The organism is Amycolatopsis sp. WAC 04197 (genome assembly GCF_003947475.1).
GTDB classification, from domain to species: domain Bacteria; phylum Actinomycetota; class Actinomycetes; order Mycobacteriales; family Pseudonocardiaceae; genus Amycolatopsis; species Amycolatopsis japonica.
In genome coordinates this window covers 1145260-1161099 of the sequence record NZ_QHJK01000002.1, presented here as the reverse complement: position 1 = coordinate 1161099, position 15840 = coordinate 1145260, and the positions used below count along the sequence as shown (strand labels likewise).

Annotated in this window: 12 protein-coding genes; 6 read left to right on the top strand and 6 right to left on the bottom strand. The window is 69.0% G+C overall.

Features of this window, described 5'->3' with window-relative positions:
* The first annotated feature begins 67 nt into the window (after window positions 1-67).
* The 4 genes from DMC64_RS12860 to DMC64_RS12845 all read left to right on the top strand — a co-directional run bounded on the left by DMC64_RS12860 (window position 68) and on the right by DMC64_RS12845 (window position 5824).
* Entirely contained in the window at window positions 68-853 is a 786-nt protein-coding gene (locus tag DMC64_RS12860) for an IclR family transcriptional regulator (protein ID WP_125733618.1), read from the top strand.
* 266 nt (window positions 854-1119) lie between these two features.
* Window positions 1120-3558, top strand: a complete 2439-nt coding sequence (locus DMC64_RS12855; protein WP_125733617.1) for an FAD-dependent oxidoreductase — start codon at window positions 1120-1122, stop codon at window positions 3556-3558.
* Window positions 3555-4700, top strand: a complete 1146-nt coding sequence (solA, locus tag DMC64_RS12850; protein WP_125733616.1) for an N-methyl-L-tryptophan oxidase — start codon at window positions 3555-3557, stop codon at window positions 4698-4700. Before DMC64_RS12855 ends, solA begins: the two co-directional genes overlap by 4 nt.
* On the top strand, window positions 4697-5824 hold the full coding sequence (locus DMC64_RS12845; RefSeq protein WP_125733615.1) for an aromatic ring-hydroxylating dioxygenase subunit alpha: 1128 nt from the start codon (window positions 4697-4699) through the stop codon (window positions 5822-5824). Before solA ends, DMC64_RS12845 begins: the two co-directional genes overlap by 4 nt.
* Before the next feature lie 29 nt (window positions 5825-5853).
* Here the strand turns inward: DMC64_RS12845 and DMC64_RS12840 are convergent, their stop codons facing one another.
* The 3 genes from DMC64_RS12840 to DMC64_RS12830 form a co-directional block, all read right to left on the bottom strand.
* On the bottom strand, window positions 5854-6486 hold the full coding sequence (locus tag DMC64_RS12840; protein WP_199754968.1) for a dTMP kinase: 633 nt from the start codon (window positions 6484-6486) through the stop codon (window positions 5854-5856).
* A 139-nt stretch (window positions 6487-6625) separates the two neighbouring features.
* Window positions 6626-7393 carry a hypothetical protein gene (locus DMC64_RS12835; protein ID WP_037340997.1) on the bottom strand — a complete coding sequence of 256 codons (768 nt, stop codon included), beginning with the start codon at window positions 7391-7393 and terminating at the stop codon, window positions 6626-6628.
* Window positions 7390-7959, bottom strand: a complete 570-nt coding sequence (locus DMC64_RS12830) for a papain-like cysteine protease family protein (protein ID WP_037340996.1) — start codon at window positions 7957-7959, stop codon at window positions 7390-7392. The genes DMC64_RS12835 and DMC64_RS12830 overlap by 4 nt, the downstream gene beginning before the upstream one ends.
* Before the next feature lie 250 nt (window positions 7960-8209).
* On the opposite strand from DMC64_RS12830, the gene DMC64_RS12825 reads away from it, so the two are divergent.
* A complete protein-coding gene (locus DMC64_RS12825) occupies window positions 8210-9244 on the top strand; it encodes a hypothetical protein (protein WP_052120762.1) in 1035 nt (344 codons plus the stop codon).
* 67 nt (window positions 9245-9311) lie between these two features.
* Here the strand turns inward: DMC64_RS12825 and ahcY are convergent, their stop codons facing one another.
* Complete coding sequence (gene ahcY, locus DMC64_RS12820) at window positions 9312-10784, bottom strand: adenosylhomocysteinase (protein ID WP_037340993.1); 1473 nt, start codon at window positions 10782-10784, stop codon at window positions 9312-9314.
* A 91-nt stretch (window positions 10785-10875) separates the two neighbouring features.
* On the opposite strand from ahcY, the gene DMC64_RS12815 reads away from it, so the two are divergent.
* Complete coding sequence (locus DMC64_RS12815; protein ID WP_233629633.1) at window positions 10876-13170, top strand: hypothetical protein; 2295 nt, start codon at window positions 10876-10878, stop codon at window positions 13168-13170.
* A gap of 44 nt (window positions 13171-13214) precedes the next feature.
* Here DMC64_RS12815 and DMC64_RS12810 read toward each other — a convergent pair whose 3' ends face one another.
* Window positions 13215-13919, bottom strand: a complete 705-nt coding sequence (locus DMC64_RS12810; protein ID WP_052120760.1) for an LPXTG cell wall anchor domain-containing protein — start codon at window positions 13917-13919, stop codon at window positions 13215-13217.
* 256 nt (window positions 13920-14175) lie between these two features.
* Entirely contained in the window at window positions 14176-15696 is a 1521-nt protein-coding gene (locus DMC64_RS12805; protein WP_037340988.1) for an amino acid permease, read from the bottom strand.
* Window positions 15697-15840 lie beyond the last annotated feature (144 nt).

The following is a 15840-nucleotide window of genomic DNA, read 5'->3' as shown; positions in this document are numbered from 1 at the left end:
GGCCGGTGCGTCAAGGGATTCGCCCACTCAGCCGAGCGGATCCGGGCCAAACGGCTACTGTTGCGTCATGCGGAACCAGGACGCGGGGAACGCAACATCCAGCCAGGTGCAGTCCGTCGACCGCGCGATCAGCGTGCTGGAACTGCTGGCACGCAACGGGGAAACGGGGATCACCGAGATCGCGGGCGAGCTCGGCGTGCACAAGTCGACGGCCTCCCGCCTGCTGAGCGTCCTGGAGAACCGCGGCCTCGTCGAACAGCTCGGCGAACGGGGCAAATACGCGATCGGCTTCGGCATCGTCCGGCTCGCCGGCGCCGCCACCGGCCGGATGGACCTGGCGAAACTGGGCAGGCAGACCTGCCAGGGCCTGGCGGAGACGCTCGGCGAGACGGTCAACATCGCGATCGCCGACGACGGCGTCGCGATCAACGTCAGCCAGGCCCGCGGCTCGGCCGCGATCACCACGCAGAACTGGACCGGGCAGCGCACACCCCTGCACGCGACGTCCAGCGGGAAGGTGCTGCTCGCGTACATGGGCGACGTCGAGCGCAAACGCTTGCTCCGGCGGAAACTCGAACAGTTCACACCGCGGACCACGGTCGATCCGGACGAGTTGACCGCGGAGCTGGAGCGGGTCGCCGAGGACGGGTACGCGGCCTGTTTCGAAGAGCTGGAGCTGGGGATGCACGCCGTCGCGGTGCCGGTGCACGGGCCAGGCGGCGACGTCGTCGCGGCGATGAGCGCTTCGGGCCCGTCGTACCGGCTTTCGAAACAGCGGGTGCGGCAGATCGTGCGGCCGCTGACCGAGGCGTCGGCTGATCTTTCGGCGCAGCTGGGGTACTTCGCCGACTGACGTGACCTGCCCTCTCACGCGGCCGGGCGCGCTAGGAACGGTCCTTTCCTTGCAAAATTCGCAAGGAAAGGACCGTTCCTGGCACTCGGGGGTTGACAGGCGGCGTTGAACCAGCCGACCTCTTCGGGCTCTTGACAGCGCGCCCGCCGGTGCCGCACTTTGTTGCTGAAGACGGAACAACGTGCCTCATCCGCAACAGCGCCTGTCACCCCGATGCCCGATCGTCCTTTGTGGACTTTCCGGGCAGGCAGGAGGTACCCCTCACCATGCCCCCCGTACCCCGCGTCGTCGTGATCGGCGCCGGCATCGTCGGCTGCGCGCTCGCCGACGAACTCACCGAACGCGGCTGGACCGACGTCACCGTGCTGGAGCAGGGCGACCTGTTCGCCACCGGCGGGTCGACCTCGCACGCGCCCGGTCTGGTCTTCCAGACCAACGCCTGCCGCACGATGACCGGGTTCGCCCGCTACACCGTCGCCAAATACGGCACGCTCGACCTCGACGGGGATCCTTGTTTCCGCCCGGTCGGCGGGCTGGAGGTGGCCACGACGCCGGAACGGCTCGCCGACCTGGCGCGGCGGCACGGCTGGGCCACCGCGTCGGGGGTCGAAAGCAGGCTGATCGATCCCGGCGAGTGCGCGGCACTGCATCCGTTGCTCGATCCGGCCAAGGTGCTCGGCGGATTCCACATCCCCTCCGACGGTTTGGCCCATCCCCTCCGGGCGGCCGAGGCGCAGGCCCGCCGCGCGATCGGGCGCGGCGCGAAATTCCTCGCGCGGCAGAAGGTCGTCGGCGTCGAACGGTCGGCCGGCCGGGTCACCGGCGTGACCACCGAGACCGGGAGCTTCCGCGCGGACATCGTGGTCTCGTGCGCCGGGATGTGGGGGCCGGTGCTCGGCGAACTGGTGGACCTCACGATCCCGCTGGTGCCGATGGCGCATCAGTACGCGCGCACCAGTCCCCTGCCGTCACTCGCCGGCGTGACCGAGGAGGCCACGAGGCCGATCCTGCGACATCAGGACGCCGACCTCTACTTCCGCGAGCACGTCGACCGGATCGGCATCGGCGCGTACGGTCACCGGCCGATGCCGTTGCCCGCCAAGGAGATCGGCACCGGCGACGGTATGCCCTCGGAACTCACGTTCACCCCTGCGGACTTCGAAGCGTCGTGGGCCGCCGCCGTCGACCTGCTGCCCTCACTCGGCGAAACCAAGGTCGAGGAGGGCATCAACGGCCTGTTCTCCTTCACCCCGGACGGCATGCCGCTGTTGGGCGAACATCCCGACCTCGACGGGTTCTGGGTCGCCGAAGCGGTCTGGATCACGCATTCGGCCGGGGTCGCGCGCGCCATGGCGCAGTGGCTGGTCGACGGCAGGCCCGAAACGGATCTGCACGGTTGCGATCTCGCCCGGTTCGAACGGGTACAACTGGCGCCGGACCACGTCATGAAACGGAGCTGCCAGAGCTTCGTCGAGGTCTACGACATCGTCCATCCCTTGCAGCCCATGGAAGAACCGCGGCCGCTGCGGACGAGTCCCTTCTACGAACGGCAAGCCGAGCTCGGCGCGTTCTTCCTCGAAGCGGGCGGCTGGGAACGTCCGCACTGGTACGAGGCGAACGCGAACCTGCCCGAGGTCGACCGCGTCCCCGCGCGCAACGACTGGGCCGCGCGGTACTGGTCGCCGATCGGCGGCGCCGAGGCACTGGTCGCGCGGCAGCGGGTCGCGATGTTCGACATGACGTCGTTGAAGCGGGTGGAGGTCACCGGCCCCGGCGCGCTGCCGTTCCTGCAGACGATGACCACGAACCAGCTCGGCAAGAAACCCGGCTCGGTCACCTACACCCTGCTGCTCGACGAAGACGGCGGCGTGCGCAGCGACCTGACCGTCGCCCGGCTCGGCGCCGAACGGTTCCAGGTCGGCGTCAACAGCGCCATCGACATCGACTGGCTCCGGCGGCATCTCCCCGGAGACGGCGCCGCGCAGATCCACGAGACCACCCCGGGCACCTGCTGTATCGGACTCTGGGGCCCGCTCGCGAGAGTCGTACTGCAACCACTGTCCACAACGGACTTCTCGCATCAGGCCATGGGCTACTTCAAGACGAAACAGGCGTACGTCGGCCATGTGCCGGTGACCGCGATGCGACTGTCCTATGTGGGCGAACTCGGCTGGGAGCTGTACACGAGCGCAGACCTCGGCCGCGAGCTCTGGGACACGATCTGGGAGGCGGGGCAGGCGCACGGGATCATCGCCGCCGGACGGGACGCCTTCTCCAGTATGCGGCTGGAGAAGGGATATCGGCTGTGGGGCACGGACGTCACCACCGAGCACGATCCGTACGAGGCCGGTCTCGGTTTCGCCGTGCGGATGGACAAGGGCTACTTCATCGGCCGGGACGCGCTGGCAGGCCGTTCCGAGGAAACGGTGACCAGGAAGCTGACCTGCCTCACCGTCGACGATCCGTACTCCGTCGTGCTCGGCAAGGAACCGGTGTTCGCCGACGGCCGTCCCACCGGGTACATCACGAGCGCCGCGTACGGCTACACCGTAGGCAAGAACATCGCCTACGCCTGGCTTCCGGTCGAGTTCAGCCGGCCGGGAAGGCCGCTGGAGATCGAGTACTTCGGCGAGCGCATCCCCGCCGTCGTCGCGAGCGAGCCCTTGTTCGACCCCGCCATGGCCCGGATCAGGAGCGCCGCATGAGTCATTACGACGTCATCGTCATCGGCCTAGGCGGGATGGGCAGTGCCGCGGCGTACCGGCTCGCCCGGCGAGGACGCCGCGTGCTGGGCATCGACCGCTTCGCGCCCGTGCACAACCTCGGGTCCAGCCACGGCGGCTCGCGGATCACCCGGCAGGCGTACTTCGAGGATCCCGCGTACGTCCCACTCCTGCTGCGGGCGCACGAACTGTGGGAGGGCGTCGAACGCGATTCCGGCCGGAAGATCTTCACCCGCTGCGGCGGGATCATGCTCGGCGGTCCCGATTCGCGGACGGTGTCGGGCAGCCTGGCCAGCGCGCGGACCTGGGATCTGCCGCACGAACTCCTCGACGCGGCCGAGATCCGCCGCCGGTTCCCGACGATGAACCCGGCGGACCACGAAATCGCGCTGTACGAGGAGAACGCCGGCTTCGTGGTGCCGGAAGGCAGTGTGGCGGCGCATCTCCAGCTCGCCGCGCGGGCCGGGGCGGACCTGCACCACGAGGAGGAGGTCCTTTCCTGGCGGGAGACGTCCACCGGGGTCCGGGTGGGCACGTCGCAGAACTTCTACACCGCCGAGCAGCTGGTGATCTGTCCCGGCGCCTGGGCACCGGGCCTGCTCACCGAACTCGGCATCGAGTTCACCATCGAACGCCAGGTCCAGTACTGGTTCGCACCGTCGGGCGGGGTCGCGCCGTTCCGCGCCGAACGGCATCCGATCTACGTCTGGGAAGGCGAAGGCGGCCGCCAGTTCTACGGTTTCCCCTCCCACGACGACACCGGAAGCTTGAAGGTCGCGTTCTTCCGCGGCGGCGAGCCCTGTACGCCCGAGACCATCGACCGGACGGTGCACGCCGAAGAGGTCGCCGAGATCTCGGAGTTCGTCGGACGGAAGATGCCGGCACTGCCCGGCACGTTCCTGCGCGGGGCGACCTGCATGTACACGAACACGCCCGACGAGCATTTCGTCATCTCCCGCCATCCCGAGCACGAGCGGGTGGTGGTCGCCTGCGGTTTCTCCGGGCACGGCTTCAAATTCGTCCCGGTGGTCGGGGAGATACTCGCCGACCTGGTCGTGGACGGCACCACCGCGCAGCCGATCGGCCTGTTCGACCCCGCCCGGTTCGCCGGAGTCGCGAGATGACGAGTCTCATCCCGACGCTGGGCGGCGGCTACTACACCGACGCCGCGATCTTCGCGGCCGAGCAGGAGAAGATCTTCGAACGCCGGTGGTTCTGCGCGGTCCGGTCGGCGGATCTGCCGTCGGCAGGTGACTTCCGGACCGTCCACGTAGGACGGGAGAGCGTGCTCGTCAGCCGAGGCCGGGACGGCGGGCTGCGGGCGTTCCTCAACGTCTGCCGCCATCGTGGCGCGCGGCTGTGCACGGAGGAAGCCGGCACGGTGAAACGCGCGTTCCAGTGTCCGTACCACGCGTGGACGTACGGGCTCGACGGCAAGCTGATCGCGGCGCCGAATCTGGCGAACCTTCCCGATATCGACCGGACCGAGTACGGGCTGCACACCGTGCACCTGCGGGAATGGCTGGGGTACGCGTGGGTCTGCCTCGCCGCGGACCCGCCGTCGTTCGAGGCCGACGTCGAAGGCGCGGTGCGCGAACGGCTGGGCGATCTGGAGTCGATCGAGCGGTACCGCCTCGACAGGCTCTCGGTCGGGCGCCGGATCACCTACGACGTCAAGGCGAACTGGAAGCTCATCGTCGAGAACTTCATGGAGTGCTATCACTGCGCGACCATCCATCCGGAGCTGACCGAGGTACTGCCGGAGTTCGCCGACGGATACGCGGCGCAGTACTACGTCGGCCACGGCGCCGAGTTCGGCGAGGACGTGGAGGGGTTCACCATCGACGGCCGTTCGGGTTTCGACCGGCTCGACGGTGTCGCGAACGAGCAGGACAGGCGGTACTACGCGATCACCATCCGGCCGCAGGTGTTCGTGAACCTGGTGCCGGACCACGTGATCTTCCACCGGATGTACCCGCTCGCGCCGGACCGCACGGTCGTCGAATGCGACTGGCTCTATTCGGAGGAGGTCGTGGCGTCGGGGCGGGACGTGTCACGGTCGGTGGAGCTGTTCCACCGCGTCAACGAGCAGGACTTCGACGCCTGCGAACGCTGCCAGCCCGCGATGGCGTCCCGCGCCTACCGCGGTGGCGGCGTGCTGATGCCCTCGGAACACCACATCGGCGAGTTCCACACCTGGCTGCTCACGCATTTAGAAGCCACGCATTTAGAGGACGAAATGCGGTAGTTGCACGCGCAAGGACCGCATTCAGAGGACTAAGTGCGGAGGAGGGACGTCGCGAGGGCCGGGGTGTCGACACCGGCGACGCCGTCGAGAACGTGCCAGGGCGCGAGCCAGTCCGTCGCGGCGAGTTCGTCGTAGACCACCGAGCACCGCTTCTGGAGCGCGTCGTCGGTCTCGAAGGAATCCCGCGCGCGGTCGGCGTCGGTCTCCGCGCGGCGCTGCGCGCGGTCGGCGGCGACATCGGCGGTGACCCGGAGCAGCAGATGCGCTGCGGGCACCGGCAGGCCGAACCGGCCGATCTCCAGTTCCTTGAGCCAGCGCACGAACTCGCCGTCCGCGCCCTGGTGGAGGCGGGCGGCGCCGTACGCGGCGTTCGACGCGACGTACCGGTCGAGCAGCACGACGTCGTGATCGCCGAGCCGCGCGCGGATCTCGTCGGCCGCGCCCCGGCGGTCGAGCGCGTAGAGCATCGCCATGCCGTAGACGGAGTCGGCGAGGTCGCCGTGCCCGCGGTGCAGCGCTTCCTTCACGAGGTCGGCGTGCACGCTCGCGCCGTAGCGCGGGAACGCGATGGACGTGACGCTCGCCCCGGCCGCGTTCAGCGCGCCGGTCAGCGCGTCGGCGAGCGTGCGCTTGCCCGCACCGTCCAGACCTTCGATCACCACGAGTCGTCCCACGGGCCAAGAATATGACCAGCACCGCGAAGCGGTTCCATTGAGGGCGGTGGCGGGGGCATGGATGGATAAGGCGCGGTGGTCGACCGGCGGGCCAGACGGGTCAGCTCACGTCCGGCCCACCGGTCCGCTAGGGGACGCGCCTCTTCGAGTGCAGGAAGAAGCCCGCGACACCGATGAGGAGCAAGCCGCCGAAGATCAGCAGCGGGACGAAGCCGGTGTCCTGCGCGTCGGGCGCGGGGCCGCCGTCGCCGCGGGGCATCACTTGGGCGTTGTAACCGCCGGCCTTGCCCTCCTGGGCGTACGGCGAGCTCGCGAGCATGTCGCCGTAGCGGCCGGAGACGGTCTTCTGATACTCCGCGAGGGTGGCCGAAGTGCCCGTCGCCGAGCCGCTGGCACCGGAGTCGAGCAGCGTCACCTGGCCGTCGCGCAGCGCGTACCAGGCGTCGACCTGGGGTTCGTGGAGCAGCGTCGCACCGGCGGGCAACCGACGCGCCAGCGCGCTTTCCCGGTCGCCCGACGCGATGTTGCCGACGCGCCAGGCGCCGTCGTCGCCGCGGACCGACCACACGGTCGCGGTCTGCCCGTCGGAGGCCGTCACCGGCACCGCCACGTAGGCGAGCCGTCCGGCGATCGCGCCGTCACCGGCGACGAAATCCCTCGAAAGCTCGTAAACCGGGAAGGATTCGTCGATGACGCTGACCGACGGCGCGTGGCTCGAACCACCCATCTGCGTGAAGAAGCGGCCGAGCTCCGCACGGAGCGTGGGGTCGTCGGCAGCCGCCTTCGCGGCCGCGAGATCTTCACCCGACAGGTGATCCGCGCGCGCTCCGGGCGCCGAGACCAGCAGCGCGACCGCGACCAGCCCGGCCAGCCCGAGGAACCGCCGCGCGCTCATCGCCGGATCCCGGTGAGCGTATGGGTCCAGGTGAAGGACTTGTTGGCCGAGTAGAAGTCGTAGGTCGACCAGTTGTACCGGTTGCCGGTGGGCAGTGGATCCCCCCACGAGACCCACTTCCGGCCGGCGTCCGCGCCGTAGAGGACGTGCATGTGGCCGCCGCCCGAGGCCCAGCCGACCCGCGTCTGGACGGGTTTGCCGTCGCCGGTCTGCGCCTGGACGGCGGCGAAGGGGATGCGGCCCTTGACGTAGTTCCCCGGGGCCGAGAAGCCGAGCTTGCCGAACGCGCGCCGGACGTCGCCCAGCGTTCCGGGCTTGTCGGCGCACTCCCGGCGTCGCTCGTCGTGGGCGATCCGGCAGAATTCGTTCTGGGTGAGGGCCACGCCGTGGTGCGCCGCGATGGTGTTGCCGGAAGCCACCCAGCACCACTGGGACTTCTCCTGCGCCTGCATGGCGATGGGGTGCTGGCGGGCAGGCGGCGACGGCAGCGCGCTCGCCGGGGTCTGGATCGCCAGCCACGCCACGAGACTCGCGGCGCCGGCGGCGCAAACCCTCCTCGAGAACACAGGCACGACGGGCCTCCTGGTCACCATGGCGAACCAATGTGGTCACAACGGTGAACAGCAGGCTCACACTGAGCAAGATGGGCACTCGGCGGAACGGACCGTTCCGGGGCGTTTCCACACCCCGGAACGGTCACTCTTCCGGGGTCAACAACCCCGAACGGGGGACGTAGTGTTCACAGTGCGCTGCTAACGTGAACGTTCCGCGGTGTTCACGCTCAGCGCACACACTGGTCTGGTGAAGGGACGAGCGGTGACACGAGACGGTGCTGATACGTCCTCGGCGGGAAGGCTTGCCTCGGACGTGGACACCCCGACGATCATCGACGGCACGCGCCGTCAACCGCTCGAAGCCTTGCCCAAGGAACTCGTCGAGGCACTCCGCAGCGGCGAATTCCACCACGCGCTTCGTCAGGCGATCGCCTATCGCGGCCTGTCCCTGGCCCGGCTCCGCGCTCACCTGGGGCTCCGCGGTGTCCAAATCGGACAGTCGACGTTGAGCTACTGGCAGCGTGGATTGCGCCAGCCGGAGGTACCCAAGGCGCTCCCGGCCGTACGTGCGCTGGAATCGGTGCTGCAGCTGCCCGCGGACGCGCTCGTCGTGCTGATCGGGCCGCGGACGGCGCGGGCGCGCGGGCACCAGATGGCCGCGTCGTTCCACGACATCCGGTCCGGCGACATGGGCTCGATCGTCGACCAGCTGCTGGCCGAGCTGGGCGCGTACCCGTCTTCCAACCGGTACAACGCCGACCTCGAGATGCTCGCGGTGCACGACACGATCACCTTCGACGCCGCGCACCGGCAGGTCGGCCTCCAGACCCGGCTGGTGTGCCGGGCCCGGCGGCACGGACCGGACCGGTACGTCACCGTCTACAACGGCGACCCCGGCTGCAACATCGGCGACGTCGAGCTGATCACGGCCGAGGGCTGCCGGGTCGGCCGGATCCGGCGCAACGCCGAAGCCGAGACGATGGCCACCGAGCTGCTCTTCGACCGGAAGCTCGCCGAGGGCGAGATCCACGTGTTCTGCTTCGAGGTCCGCGACGACTCCGGCACCGCTTCGCCCGGCTACTTCCGGATGCTGCGGGACCAGTGCGCCAGCTACCTGGTGCAGCTGAAGTTCGCGCTCGGCGCGCTGCCCGCCCGGTGCACCAGGCAGTTCCGGACGCGTGACGACGCCGTGCCCGTCGAGTCCGAGGAGCTGCCGCTCGACATGGGCGGCGTGACCAGCGGTTTCTTCAGTGACGCCGGGCCGGGTCTGGCCGGCATCGAGGTGGAGTGGCAGTAGCGTCCCCATGCAATGAAAGGTCCTTTCCTCGCAAATTTTGCAAGGAAAGGACCTTTCATTGCAGCGGTCAGTACCGGTAGTGGTCGGTCTTGAACGGACCTTCGACGTCCACGTCGATGTACTCCGCCTGCTCCTTGGTCAGCTTCGTGAGCTCACCGCCGAGCGCGTCGAGGTGGATCTTCGCGACCTTCTCGTCGAGCTTCTTCGGGAGGCGGAAGACCTCCTTGTCGTACTCCTCGTGCTTGGTGAACAGCTCGATCTGCGCGATCACCTGGTTGGAGAAGCTGTTCGACATCACGAACGACGGGTGCCCGGTCGCGTTGCCCAGGTTCAGCAGACGCCCCTCGGACAGCACGATGATGCTCTTGCCGTCGGGGAACACCCACTCGTCGACCTGCGGCTTGATGTTGATGCGCCGGATGCCCGGGTAACGCTGCAGGCCCGCCATGTCGAGCTCGTTGTCGAAGTGGCCGATGTTGCCCAGGATCGCCTGGTGCTTCATGCGCGCCATGTGCTCGACGAGCACGACGTCCTTGTTCCCGGTGGTCGTGATGATGATGTCGGCCTCGCCGAGGACGTTCTCCAGCTTCTTGACCTGGTAGCCGTCCATCGCCGCCTGCAGCGCGCAGATCGGGTCGATCTCGGTGACGATCACCCGCGCGCCCTGGCCGCGCAGCGATTCCGCGGCGCCCTTGCCGACGTCGCCGTAACCGCAGACGACCGCGACCTTGCCACCGATGAGGACGTCGGTGCCGCGGTTGATGCCGTCGATCAGCGAATGCCGGATGCCGTAGCGGTTGTCGAACTTCGACTTGGTCACCGCGTCGTTCACGTTGATCGCCGGGAACAGCAGCTCACCGGCGGCGGCGAGCTGGTAGAGCCGCAACACGCCGGTGGTGGTCTCCTCGGTGACCCCGCGGACGCCTTCACCGATCTTGGTCCATTTGCCGGTGTCGGCGGCGACCGAGGCCCGAAGCAGTTCGAGGAACACGCGGAACTCGTCGGAAGTGTCCTCGTCCGGCGTGGGCACCACACCGGCCTTCTCGTACTCGGTTCCCTTGTGCACCAGCATGGTGGCGTCGCCGCCGTCGTCGAGGATCATGTTGGGACCTTCGCCGTCCCAGGTCAGCATCCGCTCGGTGCACCACCAGTACTCCTCCAGCGACTCGCCCTTCCAGGCGAACACCGGGACACCCTTGGGTTCCTCGGGGGTGCCGTGCGGGCCGACGACGATCGCCGCGGCCGCGTGGTCCTGGGTGGAGAAGATGTTGCAGGAGGCCCAGCGCACCTCGGCACCCAGCGCGACGAGGGTTTCGATCAGCACCGCGGTCTGTACGGTCATGTGCAGCGAGCCCGAAACGCGGGCTCCCCGCAAGGGATACACCTCGGCGTATTCGCGGCGCAGCGCCATCAGGCCCGGCATCTCGTGCTCGGCGAGGCGGATCTCCTTGCGGCCGAACTCGGCGGCCTCGAGATCGGCGACGGCGAACTCGATGCCGTTGCGGGTGTCGTGCCGCTTGGCAACGCTTTCGGGGGTCATATGCGCGCTTCCTCCAAGGTTGGATGACATCTGAACAGTACCGTTGTCGGTTCAGTCCCCACTGGAACGGTTTGGAGGCTTCACCGTGGTCATGCCGGGTCCCGATACCCGCGTCGTCGAAATACGCGTACCCGGGCTAGTGGGCACGAGCGGTGAAAGCCTGCTGGATTCGACGTCGGTGGTCGACGTCGCGGGCGACGGCGTCGGCAGGCTGATACGGCCGTCGGACCGGCTGCGCCGTCCCGCTCCCGGTCCGGTGCTGCCCGCGCTCGGCCGTTCGATCCCGCGCATCCTCGAAGGCTACCTGTGGAGCGGCATGACCTCCGGTGGCGCGGCGAAGGCGACCTGGGCGCTGCTGTTCCCGTTCTCGCTGGCGAACGTCGCGCACTGGATGCTGCCACCGGTCCCGGAGGGCAGGCGGTCCGCGGCGCTGCTCGGCGGCGTCTGCCGGGGGCTGCTGCGGGTGGCCTCGCTGCTGCTGACGATGTTGCTGATCAGCCAGCTCGCGGTGGTCTCGCTCGACCTGTTCGCCGCGCAGTGCCTCGCGCCGGGTTCGACCTGTCTCGAAGGAGCGCCGTCGTTCCTGCGCGATTTCGCGCCGCTGCGCACGGCGATCGGCGTAGTGCCGTTGCTGGCGCTGATCTTCTTGCTCGACCGGATCCCCTCGTCGGACTGGCGCTCACGGAACCGGGTGCACCGCGCCCGCAGTTCGAGCCCCCTGCAACCCCAGGATCTGCCGCGGACGCCGGGGCTGCGGACGCTGCACACCGTCGCCGCCTTGACCTGCGTCGCGCTTCCGTTGCTCGGCGGGCCGTTCCGGCTGCCGTCCGCGACCTTCGACCTGGTCGTCTGGATCTGCGCGCTGGCGCTCGTCCTCGCCGCGCTGGTGGCCTCGACGGTCGGCTTCTCGGCCGGGCCGGTGATCCGGGGCGGGCTGATCGCGTTCGCCGTCGTGCTGGTCGGGATCGCCGTCGTGCGCCGGACGCCGCTGCCCGCGGGCCTGCCGGGCGGCGGGCTCGGCGGAGCGGACGGGACGGTCGAAGCACTGGGCGCGGCGATGGTCACGGTGACCGTGCTGTTCGCGCTGATGCTCGTCCCGGCGGCCCTGCTCGGCCGATCGACGTGGAAACACCTGCCGCACCGGCTGCGGCCGTGGCTCGGCGGCTGGGCCGCGGCGCCGGTCGTCGCGCTGGCCGGGCTGCTCGGCGGCGGGTTCGGCGCGGGGCTCGCGGTCGCGCTGCGGCAGCTGGTCGGCGCGAGCGAACTCCGGCTGCCTGACACCTACTCCCTGGTGACCGTGCTGTGGGGTGCCGGTCTCGCGCTCGCCCTCGTGCTCGGCGTACTGGGTTTCGCGGTCGCCGTCCCGCTGCGACGGCTGCGCCGGGGCATCCCGAAGATCGTCGCGCTCATGGAGATCAGCAAAGCGCAGGAAGAAGAGGCAGCCCGGGTATGGGCCCGCGCCTCGTGGGAACGCAAGCATCTGCACCATCTCGCGCTCACCGTGGCGCTCGCGATGGCGGCGGGCGGCGGCGCGCTCTTGGTGCTGCGCTTCGGTTTCGGCCCGCTGGGCGCCTGGTCCAAGCCGATCTCCGCGATCGGCGTGTTCGCGCTCGGCGCGATGGCGGCGGGGCTGCTGCGCGTCGTGTTCGCCGCCGCGACGACCCCCAAACGCAGCCGCCACCTCGGGGCGCTGGCGGATCTCGTGTGCTTCTGGCCGCGTGCCGCCCATCCGACCGTGCCGCCGAGTTACGCGCTCCGGGTCGTCCCCGAACTCGCGGACCGCGTCAAGGAACATCTGGCCGACCCCGGCACGCGGGTCGTGCTGTCCGGCTACAACCTCGGCAGCCTGCTGACCGTGCTCGCCGCCGCGCGCGTCATCGCCGACCTCCCGCCGGAGGACCGTGACCGCGTCGGGCTGCTGACCGCGGGCTCGCCACTGCAATGGGGCTATCAGCGCGCGTTCCCCGCGATGCTGCCGCAGACGCAGCTGGCCGGGCTCTACGAAGGTCTCGACGGCCGCTGGCGCGCGCTGTGCCGCGGCACGGACATCTTCGGCGGCGGCGTCACGACGTGGCGGCATCGCGTGGTGGGCGGGAAACTGCTGGGCGACGGCTACCTGCCCGGTGGCGGCACCGGACCGCTGGCCGCCGAACCCGACGAGCAGGGTGTCCTCGTGCTCGGCGGCGATCACTGGCTGCCAGACCCGATGCGCGGGCCGACCGGACGGCACCGCTGGGCGCCCGGCGTCCTCAAGCACACGGACTACGTCGTCGACGCCGAATGGGACAACGCCGTCGCGATGGCCGCCGGTCTCGGCCGCCCCCGCCCGAAGAATCCTTGGGGCGAGCAGGGTTCGCTGTTCGGGGACTTCCCGCAGATGCGCTGAAGGCCCCCTTCGCGAGGAAGAGGGCCTTCAGGCGTCAGCTAGGTTCAGTCGGTCTTGCCGCGGCGCACGCGCAGCAGGACCAGGACGCCGGCACCGGCCAGGACCAGCAGGCCACCGGCCCACAGCAGCCAGGCGTTGTCGAAACCGGTGTCCGCGAGACCGCCACCGTTGCCGCCGTTACCGCCGACGTTCGGGGCGGGAACCGCGGTGCTCGAGGGAGCGGAGGTCTCGGACGGCTTGTCCGTGGTGGTCGGCGCGCTCGTCGGCGGCTTGGCCGTCGTCGTCTTCGTCGGCTCGCTCGGCTTCGTGGGCTCCGACGGCTTGGTCTTCTTCTCGCCACAGGCGAACCAGTGGCTGATGTCGGCCTGCTGACCGCCGCCGTTCATCGGCGAACGCAGCTTCTCCCACGGCGGGGTCTGGCCGAGGCCGCGCTTGCCGGGCTCGTAGATGTTGTAACCGTCGCCGCCCTTCACCACGATCGCGGTGACGGTGACGCCTTCACCGACCGCGGTGATGTTGAGGTACTTGTCCTTCTCCGTGCCACCGGTGAAGGTCAGGTCCTTCGTCGAGATCTCGGTGCCCGGCAGCTTCGCCTTCTCACAGGTGCTGACGTTCTTCGGGGTCGGGATGGCGCGGGGGTCGTCGGTGTGGCACGCGAGCGCGGTGCCCGTGACGCCGAGCAGGGCGGCCGTCGCCAGCGCGACGACGGTGGCGGCGGAGCGGACACGCCGCGCGGAAATGATCTGCATTCAGAGCTCTCCTGTACCGATCGGGGGACAAACGAGCAAAGCGTGGTGCCACCTCCGAGGGAACGCGGTCAACTCGCGGTGTTTCTGCAGGAGTCGCGTTAACCCATCAGGGGGAAGCAGGTCCCGGACGGTATCGCACACGGATTTTACGGCGGCATCGGGACCCCCGGGTGTTATCGCTCCGAGACCGGACGGCCCGCGCACGAAAACGGCCCACCATCCACAAAGGAATGGTGGGCCGTCGAAACGAGAATGATCAGTCCGAAACGGACGTCGGGACCTCGTCCTTCTTCTGCTTGCCGAGCAGCGAATGGCGGCGGCTGTAGACGAAGTAGATGAGGACGCCCAGCACCATCCACGCGATGAACCGCAACCAGGTCAAAACGGTCAGGTTCAGCATCAGCCACAGGCAGGCGAGGATCGCCAGGATCGGGACCACCGGCACCCACGGCACCCGGAAGGCGCGGGGCAGATCCGGTCGGGTCTTGCGCAGCACCATGACACCCGCGGAAACGAGGATGAAGGCGAACAGCGTGCCGACGTTGACCATCTCTTCCAGCTTGTCGGCCGGGAAGAAGGTGGCGGCGACGGCGACCAGTCCGCCGACGACGATGGTCGCCCGCTTCGGCGTGCCGTTCGCGCCGGTCTTCGCCAGCGAACGCGGCATGAGGCCGTCGCGCGACATCGCGAAGATGATCCGGATCTGGCCCAGCATCAGCACCATGACGACGGTCGTCAGACCGGCGAGGGCGCCGACGGAGATGATGTTGGCCGCCCAGTCGACGCCGTTGGCCGCGAACGCGGACGCGAGCGTCTTCTTGCCGCCGTCACCCGCCGAGGTGGCGAGTTCCTTGTAGTTGACCATGCCGACGACCACGAGCGACACGGCGACGTAGAGCACCGTGACGATGGCGAGCGAGCCGAAGATGCCGCGGGGCACGGCCTTCTGCGGGTTGCGGGTCTCCTCGGCGGTGGTCGCGACGATGTCGAAACCGATGAACGCGAAGAACACCAGCGAAGCCGCGGCCAGCAGACCGAAGACGCCGAACGAGCTACTGCTGCTGCCCGCGAACACCGAGAACAGCGACTGGTCGACCCCGGTGGCCGACGATTCGGCGCCGGACTGGGCCTCCGGGATGAACGGGCTGTAGTTGGAGCCCTTGATGTAGAAGATGCCGAGCACGATCACGAACAGCACCACCGCGACCTTGATCCCGGTGATCACCATCGAGAACCGCGAAGACAGCTTCGTGCCGAGGGCGAGCAGGGTCGCCAGCACCAGCACCACGACCAGGGCGCCCCAGTCGACGGGGACACCGCCGATCTCGAACGTCGTCTTCGTGCCCTTGCCGAAGATGTAGGAGAGCACGGTTTCCAGGTAGGCGGACCAGCCCTTCGACACCGCGGCCGCGCCGACCGCGAGTTCCAGGATGAGGTCCCAGCCGATGATCCACGCCATGAACTCGCCGAAGGTGGCGTAGGAGAACGTGTACGCACTCCCGGCCACCGGGACGGTCGACGCGAATTCCGCGTAACAGAGGGCCGCCAGCGCGCAGGCGATGGCGGCGAAGACGAACGAAAGCGACACCGACGGGCCCGCGTAGTCGCCGGCCGTGCGCGCGGTGAGCGTGAAGATACCGGCACCGATGACGACGGCGACGCCGAAGACGGTCAGGTCCCACGCGCTCAGGTTCCGCCTGAGCTTCGTCCCCGGCTCGTCGGTGTCCGCGATGGACTGCTCGATGGATTTCGTACGCCACAGACCGTTTCCGGGCACCCTTGACCTCCTACACCTGACTGCGGTTCAACGGACCCTATCGCCCGGTCGTGGCGGCAGCGCGGTGGGAGAGCAACGAAGTACCCGGAGGTCGTGGCGGTAATCGGCGGAGTACGGAGAGTTGCTCCGGATGGTGGTCGCGCC

What these genes read in the sequence shown, in the direction of transcription:
- DMC64_RS12860 (WP_125733618.1), top strand. Translation starts at nt 68, where the DNA reads ATGCGGAACCAGGACGCGGGGAACGCAACATCCAGCCAGGTGCAGTCC.
- DMC64_RS12855 (WP_125733617.1), top strand. Translation starts at nt 1,120, where the DNA reads ATGCCCCCCGTACCCCGCGTCGTCGTGATCGGCGCCGGCATCGTCGGC.
- solA (WP_125733616.1), top strand. Translation starts at nt 3,555, where the DNA reads ATGAGTCATTACGACGTCATCGTCATCGGCCTAGGCGGGATGGGCAGT.
- DMC64_RS12845 (WP_125733615.1), top strand. Translation starts at nt 4,697, where the DNA reads ATGACGAGTCTCATCCCGACGCTGGGCGGCGGCTACTACACCGACGCC.
- DMC64_RS12835 (WP_037340997.1), bottom strand. Translation starts at nt 7,393, where the DNA reads ATGAGCGCGCGGCGGTTCCTCGGGCTGGCCGGGCTGGTCGCGGTCGCG.
- ahcY (WP_037340993.1), bottom strand. Translation starts at nt 10,784, where the DNA reads ATGACCCCCGAAAGCGTTGCCAAGCGGCACGACACCCGCAACGGCATC.
- DMC64_RS12815 (WP_233629633.1), top strand. Translation starts at nt 10,876, where the DNA reads ATGCCGGGTCCCGATACCCGCGTCGTCGAAATACGCGTACCCGGGCTA.
- DMC64_RS12810 (WP_052120760.1), bottom strand. Translation starts at nt 13,919, where the DNA reads ATGCAGATCATTTCCGCGCGGCGTGTCCGCTCCGCCGCCACCGTCGTC.